Origin of the sequence: Cellulomonas endophytica (assembly GCF_004123805.1) — a bacterium.
Taxonomy (GTDB): Bacteria; Actinomycetota; Actinomycetes; order Actinomycetales; family Cellulomonadaceae; genus Cellulomonas; species Cellulomonas endophytica.
Window position 1 is genome coordinate 1 of sequence record NZ_RWJX01000106.1, and the last position, 9405, is coordinate 9405.

Annotated in this window: 8 protein-coding genes; 3 read left to right on the forward strand and 5 right to left on the reverse strand. The window is 77.7% G+C overall.

The genetic code is table 11. The annotated features are described in order from the left end of the window. Window positions 1-414 precede the first annotated feature (414 nt). Window positions 415-1707 (reverse strand): LCP family protein, encoded by a 1293-nt coding sequence (locus EJA20_RS17210; RefSeq protein ID WP_129339756.1) that lies wholly within the window; start codon window positions 1705-1707, stop codon window positions 415-417. A 197-nt stretch (window positions 1708-1904) separates the two neighbouring features. Between EJA20_RS17210 and EJA20_RS17215 the strand changes: the two genes are divergently transcribed. The 3 genes from EJA20_RS17215 (at window position 1905) to EJA20_RS17225 (ending at window position 5590) form a co-directional block, all read left to right on the forward strand. Then, on the forward strand, window positions 1905-2885 hold the full coding sequence (locus EJA20_RS17215) for a glycosyltransferase (protein ID WP_129339757.1): 981 nt from the start codon (window positions 1905-1907) through the stop codon (window positions 2883-2885). Further along, complete coding sequence (locus tag EJA20_RS17220; protein WP_129339758.1) at window positions 2882-3727, forward strand: glycosyltransferase; 846 nt, start codon at window positions 2882-2884, stop codon at window positions 3725-3727. The genes EJA20_RS17215 and EJA20_RS17220 overlap by 4 nt, the downstream gene beginning before the upstream one ends. Before the next feature lie 267 nt (window positions 3728-3994). Then, a complete protein-coding gene (locus EJA20_RS17225; protein WP_129339759.1) occupies window positions 3995-5590 on the forward strand; it encodes a carboxypeptidase-like regulatory domain-containing protein in 1596 nt (531 codons plus the stop codon). A 29-nt stretch (window positions 5591-5619) separates the two neighbouring features. Here EJA20_RS17225 and EJA20_RS17230 read toward each other — a convergent pair whose 3' ends face one another. From EJA20_RS17230 to EJA20_RS17245, 4 genes are all read right to left on the reverse strand, one after another. Then, window positions 5620-7518 (reverse strand): DUF7657 domain-containing protein, encoded by a 1899-nt coding sequence (locus EJA20_RS17230; RefSeq protein WP_129339760.1) that lies wholly within the window; start codon window positions 7516-7518, stop codon window positions 5620-5622. Between the two features lie 143 nt (window positions 7519-7661). Next, the gene (locus EJA20_RS17235; RefSeq protein WP_129339761.1) at window positions 7662-8114 is read right to left on the reverse strand and encodes a DUF2304 domain-containing protein; all 453 of its coding nucleotides are present in this window, start codon (window positions 8112-8114) and stop codon (window positions 7662-7664) included. After that, complete coding sequence (locus EJA20_RS17240) at window positions 8111-8839, reverse strand: glycosyltransferase family 2 protein (protein ID WP_129339763.1); 729 nt, start codon at window positions 8837-8839, stop codon at window positions 8111-8113. The genes EJA20_RS17235 and EJA20_RS17240 overlap by 4 nt, the downstream gene beginning before the upstream one ends. A gap of 38 nt (window positions 8840-8877) precedes the next feature. After that, the gene (locus EJA20_RS17245) at window positions 8878-9348 is read right to left on the reverse strand and encodes a GtrA family protein (protein ID WP_129339762.1); all 471 of its coding nucleotides are present in this window, start codon (window positions 9346-9348) and stop codon (window positions 8878-8880) included. Window positions 9349-9405 lie beyond the last annotated feature (57 nt).

Sequence of the window (9405 nt, forward strand, 5' to 3'; positions counted from 1 at the left end):
GCCGGGGCGGCGGTCGACGACGACGACCGGGCGCTGCGCACCGGGGCGGCGGGGGCGCCGCCCCCCGACCGGGCCGAGCGCGGTGCCGGGGGGCGCCGGGGCGTCGCGCCGGCTGCGGCGCCCGCCGTGGTCGGGCCGCCGGTGGACGGGCCACCGGTGGTCGGGCCGCCCGTCGCCGGGGCGTCGGTTCCCACGCGCACCGCGGGCCCCGGGCCCGCGGTCGGACGGGACGCGGCGGTGCGTGCCGGGGTGAAGCTCGGCGGCGTGCGCCCGGCGGGCGCGGGATCGGGCCCCGGCCGGCGGTCGCCGCTCACGCGCGGGCCGCCCTCGGGCCTCGGGCGGACGTCATCCCGCGATCGTGCCACCGAGGGCGGCCGGGGCGGCGCAGGCGCGAGCGCGGGCGGCGGTCCCCGCTCACGCGCACACCGCCGTCACGTCGGCACCGGTGAAGGCCTCGCGCCCGGCCTCCTTCGTCTCCGTCGGCGTGGGGGCGGCCGGGTCGGTGCCGGGGTCCGTGCCGGTGCCCGGGTCGGTGGCGGGGTCCGTCGCCGGCGCGTCGGTGGCGCCGGGGCTCTGCGGGTCCGCCGGCGCCTCGGGCGCGGGCTCGACGACGGCGGGCTGGTCCGCGACGAGCCGCGCCCACACGGCGTCGGCCTCGTCGGTCCACACCACGCGGTTGGGGTCGGCCGGGTCCGGCGCCCAGGGGATCGTCAGCAGGGTGATGTCCTCCGCGCCGATCTCCCGGAGGCTGAAGGCCAGGCCCGTGAGGTCGGTGAGCGAGGACAGGCCCTCGTCGATGGTGAGGGACTCCGTCGCGGCGTCGAAGAAGGAGATGAGCTGGCCGACGTCGGTGAGCATGTTCTTCGACAGCACCTGGTTCAGCGTCGCGGCGATGAGCTGCTGCTGGCGGCCGATGCGGGAGGTGTCGGAGCCGTCGCCGAGGCCCTCGCCCGTCCGGGCCCGGGCGAAGTCGAGCGCGATCGTCCCGGGGAGCGTCTGCACGCCCGCCGTCAGGGTGAGGTTGTTGGCCTTCTCCGAGGAGATGTCCTCGGGGATGCACATCGTCACGCCCCCGAGGGCGTCGACCATCCGCACGAACCCCGCCATGTCGACGACCACCCAGTCGTCGATCGTCAGGCCGGTGTTCTGCTGCACCGTGTTGATCGTGCACGCGGCGGCGGACAGCACGTCGCCCCCCGTGTCCGCCCCGAGGGCGAAGGCCGAGTTGAACATGCCCCGCTGGGCGCGGGTCGTCACGCCGTTCGTCATCGTGCAGGCGGGGATCTGGACCATGGAGTCGCGGGGGATCGAGACGAGCTCGACGCGCGAGCGGTCCGCCGAGACGTGCACGACGATCGTCGTGTCCGAGCGCATGCCGTCGACGTAGTAGCCCGACACCTGCTCGTTCTCGCCCGAGCGGTCGTCGGACCCCATGACGAGGATGTTGAGGTCCTGGCCGGCGTTCGGGTCGTCGGGGTCGGCGGGGGCCGCGGCCTCGTCGGTCGGCACGGGGGCGAGGAGGTCGCTCACGTCGGCGGAGGTGATGTTGTCCTGCAGCTGCACGTAGGCCGTGGCGGCGGCCGCCCCGCCGAAGGCGAGCACGGCCGTGGCCGTGAGGGCGAGCCCGTGGAGCACGCCGGCGCGCGCCGGGCGCCGGGCGTGCCGCGTCGGGCGGGCACGCCGCACGGCGGCATGGCGGGAGGTCACGCGCTCGATGCTAGGAGATGCGCCGCGGCGCCCGGGGGAGCGGAGGGGGTGACCGGGTGGAGGACCTGTGGAGACCGTCGCCGTCCTCGTCGCCTTCCTCGTCGCCCTCCCCGTCGCCCTCCCGCCGCCGCGTCACGCCACTGCCCACCTGCCCGGCCGTCGGCGGGGCGTCGTCGGCGCCCCGGTAGCCTGCCCCCGTGCCGAGCGCTCCCCCCGACCCGTCGGCCCCGCCGCGGCCGACGGTCGCCGCCGTCGTCGTGTCCCACCGGCGTCCCGTGCTGCTCGCCGCGGCGCTCGACGGACTCGCGGCGCAGACCCGGCCCGCCGACCTCGTCGTCGTCGTGGACAACGCGTCCGGCGACGGGTCGGCGGAGGTCGCCCGCGCTCACGCCCTGGCGCCCGAGGTCCTCGAGCTCGCCCGCAACACGGGCGGTGCCGGGGGCTTCGCCGCCGGGCTGGCCCGGGCGCTGGCCCGTGGCGCGGACCTCGTCTGGCTCATGGACGACGACACCGTCCCCACCCCCGGGGCCCTCGAGCGGCTGCTCGCCGCGCGGGCCGCGCACCAGGGGCGAGCCGTGCTCTGGGCGAGCCGCGCCGTGTGGACGGACGGGCGCGACCACCCGATGAACACCCCGCGCGAGCGCCCCCTCGTCGACGCCGCGACGAGAGCCCGGGCCGCCGCCGCCGGGGCGCTGCCCGTGCGCTCCGCCTCCTTCGTCGCCCTGCTCGTCGACGGCGCCGCCGTGCGGGCCCGCGGGCTGCCCGTGGCCGACTACTTCATCTGGAACGACGACTTCGAGTTCACGACGCGCCTGCTGCGGGACGCCGAGGGGCTCTTCGTGCCGGGCAGCGTGGTGGAGCACCGCACCCGCACGTTCGGGTCGACGGACGCCGACCCGGGGGAGCGCTTCGCCTACGAGGTCCGCAACAAGCTGTGGCTCTTCGGCAGGTCGTCGGCGCTGCGCCCGCTCGAGCGGGTGCTGTACGCCGGGTCCACCCTGCGCCGCTGGGTGCGGACCGTGCGGCGGTCGTCGGACCGCCCGACCCTCCTGCGGGCCGGGGCGCGGGGCCTGCGGGACGGCCTGCGCCACGGGCCGCGCCCGACGGCGGAGGTGCTGGCCGGGCTCGGCCTCGACGAGGACCTGCGCGCCCTCGCCCGGCCCGGGGGACGCGCGTGAGCGACCCCGCCTTCTCGCTGCTCCTGCCGGTCTACGCCGGGGACGACGCCGCGCACCTGGCGCGGGCGCTGCGCTCCTGCACCGCGGAGCAGACGCTGCCCCCCGACGAGGTGGTCCTCGTGCAGGACGGCCCGGTGGGGCCGGCGCTCGCGGACGTCCTGGACCGGGCGCGCGCGGGCGGGCTCGGCGTGCCGGTCCGCTGGGTGCCCCTGGAGCGCAACGTCGGCCTGGCCCGGGCGCTGGAGGCCGGCCTCGCCGTGTGCGCGCACGACGTGGTCGCGCGGGCGGACGCCGACGACGTCAGCCGGCCGGGGCGGTTCGCCGCCCAGGTGCCGCTCGTCGCGGCCGGCCTGGACCTCGTCGGCTCCGCGATCCAGGAGTTCGCGACGGAGGAGGCCCCGGGCCTGGTCCGGGTGCCGCCGCTCGACGCCGTGGCCATCGCGCGGTACGCCCGGCTGCACAGCCCCTTCAACCACCCCTCCGTCGTCTACCGGCGCTCCGCCGTGCGCGCCGCCGGCGGCTACCAGGACCTCCCGCTCCTCGAGGACTACTGGCTCTTCGCGCGGATGGTGGCCGCCGGCGCCCGGGTGGCCAACGTGCCCGAGCCCCTCGTGCTGTACCGCGTCGGGGCGGGGGCCTACGCACGCCGGGGCGGGCTGCGCCTGCTGCGCTCCGAGCTCGTCCTCCAGGCGCGGATGCGGCGCGCCGGCGTCACGACGATGCCGCAGCTCGTGCGCAACGTCGTCGTGCGCGGCGTCTACCGGCTGCTCCCGGAGGCCGTCCGGCGGACGGGCTACCGGCTCTGGCGCCGGGCGGACGGGACCGTCGTCGACGGCGCCTGAGGGGCGGTCCCCCTCCCGTCCCCCTCCCCTCCCGCCGCCCGTCCCCCCACCCGGCCCCCTCCCGTCCGCCCGTCGCCGCGCCGGTCCGTGCGCGTCGCCGCACCCGTGGGCCCGGGGCCCCCGGCGCCCCCGCTGCCCCGGCCGGCGCTCGTCCGAACGGATGGCGTGACCCGCCGACGGTCAAGCCGGCCCCCGGTCCGCCGACAGGACCGGGGACGGGCCGGGTCGCGGCAGGAGTGGCGCGCCCGGGCGAGCAGAGGGAGACGGATGATGCGAGACCGGGCACGGACGACCCCCCGGGGGCACCGCTGGGCCGGTGCGGCCGCGGGCGCCCTGGTGACGCTCGTCGGCGGCGTGGTCTTCGCCGCGGGTGCCGACGCGGCGCCCGTCGGCTCCCTCGCCGTGACGGTCCTGGCGCAGGACCCGCTGACCGTCACGACGCTCACGCCCACGGGCACGGCCCCCGCCACGCCGGGGACGGCCACCTCGACGACCACGGGGACGCAGCAGTCCCTCCGCGTCGACGGGCTCGCCGACGGCTCCTACCTGCTCGGGCTGCACCGGGTCGAGGCCGAGACCCCCTGGGTCGCGGGCTACGTCGGCGCGGACGGCTTCGTGCCGGAGTCGCGCGGGCCCGGGGCCGCCCGCCCCGTCGTGGTGAGCGGCGGTGCGGCCGTCACGCTGGCCCCCGTCACGCCGGTCCGCGGCGGCACGGCGGTCGGCGAGGTCGAGGACGCCGCCGGTGCGGGCGTCGGCGGCGCGCGGGTCACGGCCCTCACCCCCGACGGCTCGCGGAGCGCCCGGCTCGCCGTCACGGGGGAGGACGGCCGGTTCGTCCTGCGCGGCCTCGACGACGGCACCTACACCCTGCGGGTGGAGGCGCCGGCCCCCGACACCTCCTCGTGGGCCTGCACCGCCGGCACCGTGACCGCCACGGCCACGCTGCCCGCGTTGCTCGGGCAGGAGGTCGCCGTCGGGACCCTGACGCTCGGCGCCACGGGCTCGCAGCCCTCCCCGGCCGCCCCGTCTCCCTCCCCGGCCGCGCCGTCGACGTCCCCGTCCCCGACGGCCTCCCCGTCCGCGTCCCCGTCCGCCTCCCCGTCGGCGTCGCCGTCCGCCTCCCCGTCGGCGTCCCCGTCCGCCTCCCCGTCGCCGTCCGCCTCCCCGTCCCCGACGATCCCCTCGACGAGCACGCCCACGGCGACCGTGACGTTCTGGTCCGTCCCGTGGTCGGGGCAGGTCGCCACGGTCCGGGGCGGGGTCCTCACCCCCGTGACCTTCGCCGAGTGGTCGGCCCTGGGCTTCCCCGCGCCCGCCGCGGCACCCACGCGCTTCCTCCGTCTCCCCTGGTCGGGCACGGTCGTCGCGAGCACGACGGTGCCCGGTGCGGCCCCGCTGACGGCCGCGCTCACCGGCGAGCAGTGGGCCCGTGCGGGCCGCCCCGCGCCGGAGGTCTCACCCGTCGTCCCGGGCGCGTCCGTCTACCGCTGGGGCACCGGCGTCGACCTCTTCGTGGTGGACCCCGGCGGCGTGCACCACCGGCTCACCCACGGCGAGTGGTCCGCCATGGGCAGCCCGGCCCCGACGACGCGGACGAACGAGGGCTTCATCCGCCTGAGCTGGAACGAGTCCATCGGGTACATGACGGACGTCGCCGGGGGCCGCGGGACCCCGGTCACCTACGCGCAGTGGGCGGCCTACGACTTCCCCGCGCCGACCGTGGCCGCCCGCTTCCCGGGCGACACCGTCTACCAGCCGCGCGGCAGCGCGACGATCTGGTACGCCGGCCCGACGGTGAACAAGCCGCTGTCGTACGCCGAGTGGGCCGCGATGGGGACGCCCCGTCCCGTCGTGGTGGGCTGAGGGGCCGGTGCCCGCGACGGCCGGCCGGGTCAGCCGACCCGGTAGACCGTGTGCTCGACGCCGCCCCAGAGGAGCGTCCGCTCGGCCGTGAGGCAGGGGCCGGTGAAGGCCTGGCCGCTCACCACGTGCGAGAGCTCCGGGAAGGTCGCCGCGAGGGCGCACGGGTCGACGGTCACCACCGTCGAGTCGAAGCCGTTGTCCGTGATCTCGAGCGGGCCGCCCTCGCGGAAGGCGAAGGGCAGGTAGCCCCCGCCCCGGTTCCAGGAGGACCTGAAGGTGCCCGACGGGTCCAGGCGCTCCCACTGCTGCCGGTCGGGCCCGCTGCGCTGGAGGCCCGAGAGCGACGGCACGCCGTTGGCGAGCATGACCACGTCGATCGCGACGGAGTCCGAGGCCCACACCTGCCCGGCGGCGCGCGCCGCGTCCCCGGCCTGCGCGAGGTACCGGGCGGAGGAGCTGGCGCGCAGGTCGCCCAGACCGACGAGGACGGGGTTCGCCCGCGCGACGGGCACGAGGGCGAGGGCGGCCGCGAGGACCACGGGCCAGGTGCGGTGCGGTGCCCGGGAGACGGCGAGGACGACGACGGCGACGCCCAGCGCCGCGAGGGCGACGCCGGCCAGGGAGGTCTGCGGCAGCGAGGTCGCCCGCAGGGACGAGACGGCGTAGGCGGTCACACCCCCGCACGCGAGGGCCGACAGGCCCGCGAGGGCCCAGGAGGGCCGGGGCAGCCGCGAGAGGAGCATCGCGACGAGCAGCACCCCGAGCACGCCGACCACCTGCGCCGCGCGCGGCGCGGTGATGCGGTTCAGCAGCGGGACGTGCTCGCCCGGGGTGCCCGTGGACACGGTGCACCACGCGAGGAGGGCGAGGCCCGACACGCCGACGACGACCGCCGGCAGCGCCTCGCGGCGCAGCCGGAGGGAGGCGGCGGCCCCGCCGGCCAGGAGGACGAGCGCCCACACGAAGGCGACCGTGAAGGAGCTGGACAGCTCGCTGGCGTTCGTGCCGACCGGGTCGCCGTCCTGCAGCGCCCCGAGCCCGGGCGCGCCGAGGAGCATGCCGAGGGGCTGGGCCTCGCCCGCGGAGCGCCGCGAGCCCGGGTAGACCGTGCCGAGCAGCGCCTGGAGCCCTGCCCGGTTCTCCCAGAGCGTGCCGAGCCCGAGCACCGCGGCCACGAGGCCCGCGGCCGCGACCGGGACCACGCGGGTGGCCCAGGTCCGGCCGGGCGCGGTGAGCACGTGCAGCACGGAGGCCACGAGCACGGGCAGCCCGAGGACGAGCGCCCAGGGGATGTACGCCGACGGCAGCCCGGCCAGCAGGAGGCCGGAGCCCGCGGCGGCGAGGGCGGCGAGCACCCGCGACCCCTGCGCCCACCGCTCCGCGGCCGTGAGCAGCAGCGACGAGCCCGCCACCGTCCAGGCGAGCAGCTGCACCGGCTGCATCGACCACCAGGCGACGCTCGGGGAGAGCACGACCAGCAGGCCGGCGAGCCAGCCCAGCCGCCCGGAGTGCCCGGTCTGGCGGAACCACCGCGGGAGCGCGAGCAGGAGCACCACGACCGGCAGCCACCAGTGCGCGGCGAAGACCATCGCGTCCGGCAGGACGGTCGCGGCGCGCAGGAGCGTCGCGTCGAAGTACACGAGCGTCTCGAGGGGCCCGTCCGACGGGAAGCGGTGCACCACGTCGGCACGCTCGCCCAGAGCGCTCAGCGTGGGTGCCCCGCCCGTCGCCATGATGGACAGGTCGATCGGCGTGAAGGCGTTGTACTCGTCGGAACGGATCCAGCTCGGGTCGCCGACCTGGGTGCCGAGGGGGGCCGCGGGGTCCTGGCGCAGGTGGCCGATCCCGATGGACGAGGTGGTCGTCCCCGTGAGCACGAGGAGCGCGTACCCCAGCAGCACGAGCGCGGCGGGCAGGTGGCGCCGCACGCGGGGAGGGACCCCCGGGGCGGTCCGCCGGCCCCGGGGGGCGGCACCCGCGCCGCCCTGCCCGGGAGCGGCCGGCGGGGTGCCGGAGGGCCCGTCGCCCACGGGGCCGGGGCGGGCCGCCGGCGCCGAGACGGCCGGGTCCGTCACGCCCGGCCCTCGTCGCGCCGCACGGGCTCGGGCCGCGGCAGGTCCTGCACGGGCACGTCGGGCCGCCGCGCGTCCGGCGACGGCGTCCCGGGCCGGGGCGCGTCGAGGCGGAGCCGGACGCGGTCGAGCTCGAGGCGGAGGATCGCCACCTCCTCGGCGAGGACCCGCATCTCCTCCTCCGTCTTCGACAGCTCCCACGACAGGTGCACGCTCACGGCGAGCAGGAGCACCAGCGCGAGGAAGAACAGGAGGTTGGCCGGGACCTCGACCCCGATGAGGTCCGCGAGCCGCGCGAGCAGCCCCGGGAAGGCGGCGAGCAGGACGATGACGAGGCCCACCACCACCCAGAGGGCGGCGTACTTCTCGCGCAGCTCCCGGCGCCGGACCATCTCGAGGATCCCGACGACGATCACGAGGGCGGTGAGGAGCGCGAGCAGCTGGACGGTCACGGGCGGACCCCCTCGGGAGCGGCCACCACGGGGGCGTGGGGCGGGACGGCGGGCCAGCGGCGCACGAGCGCGAGGCCGAGGGCGAACACCGCCCGCACGAGGTAGACCGCCGCCTTCCAGGGCGCGTGGCTCGGCCGACCGCCCTGGCGCGGCCGCATCTCCACCGGGACCTGCTGCACCCGCAGGCCGGAGCGGATCGCGATGACGAGGGACTCGACCGTGTCGCCGAGGTACTCCGCCGGGTAGTGGCGGGCGTAGAGGTCGATCGCGGCGACGTTGGCGGCCCGGAACCCCGAGGTCGGGTCGGTCAGCCGGGTCCGACCGATGCGCGACATCGTCCCGGCGAGGAGCTGCATCGCCCACCGGCGCGGGCCGCGGACGGCGTAGGCGCCCTTGTCGGCGAAGCGCGCCCCGATGACGACGTCGGCCTCGTGCAGACCCGCGAGCACCACGGCGATCTCCCGCGGGTCGTGCTGCCCGTCGGCGTCGACCTGGATCGCGGCGCCGTACCCGTGCCGCTGGGCGTACTTGAAGCCTGCGCGCATCGCGCCGCCGACCCCCGTGTTGTAGGGCATCCGCAGGACCGTGGCGCCGGCGGCGGCCGCCACACTGGCGGTGTCGTCGTCGGAGCCGTCGTCCACGACGAGCACGTCCACGTCCCCGGCGTGGGCGAAGACCTCCGCGAGCGTGCCGGGCAGGGCCTCCTGCTCGTTCCACGCCGGCATGATGACGAGGGCGCGGGCGCGCCCGGTCGACGGGTCGCTCACGCGCGCACCTCTCGCTGCGGGTCGTCCTCGAGCGGCGCGGACGCGGGCGCGGTGCCGGCCACGGGCAGGGACGAGGGGGCGGCGGGGAACACCCAGCCGCGGTAGAGGAAGAAGTTCCAGACGGTCGTCAGGGCGACGGCGGCGAGCTTGCCGGGCGCGTAGCCGAGGCCGGCCGCCTCGGCCCCGTCGACGACGAGGACGGTCACCACCGTGTTGGCGCCCAGGAGCACGCCGTAGCGCCAGGCGCTGCCCGCCAGGCCGGCGCCGGACCGGAAGGCGGCGCGCTGCAGCAGGAAGTTGACGACGACGCTCGTCCAGAACCCCACGAGGGTGGCCAGCCACAGGGGCGTGCCGACCACCTCGTAGAGGAGGGTCAGCAGCCCCACGTCGACGACGAGGCTGAGCCCGCCCACGAGGAGGTAGCGGACCGCCGACGACGCGAGGAGCGCGCGGACCGGCTGAGCCATGCGGGCGGTTCCGTCCTCTGGAGCACGATCGGGGGACGTCCCGAGGGTACCCGCCCG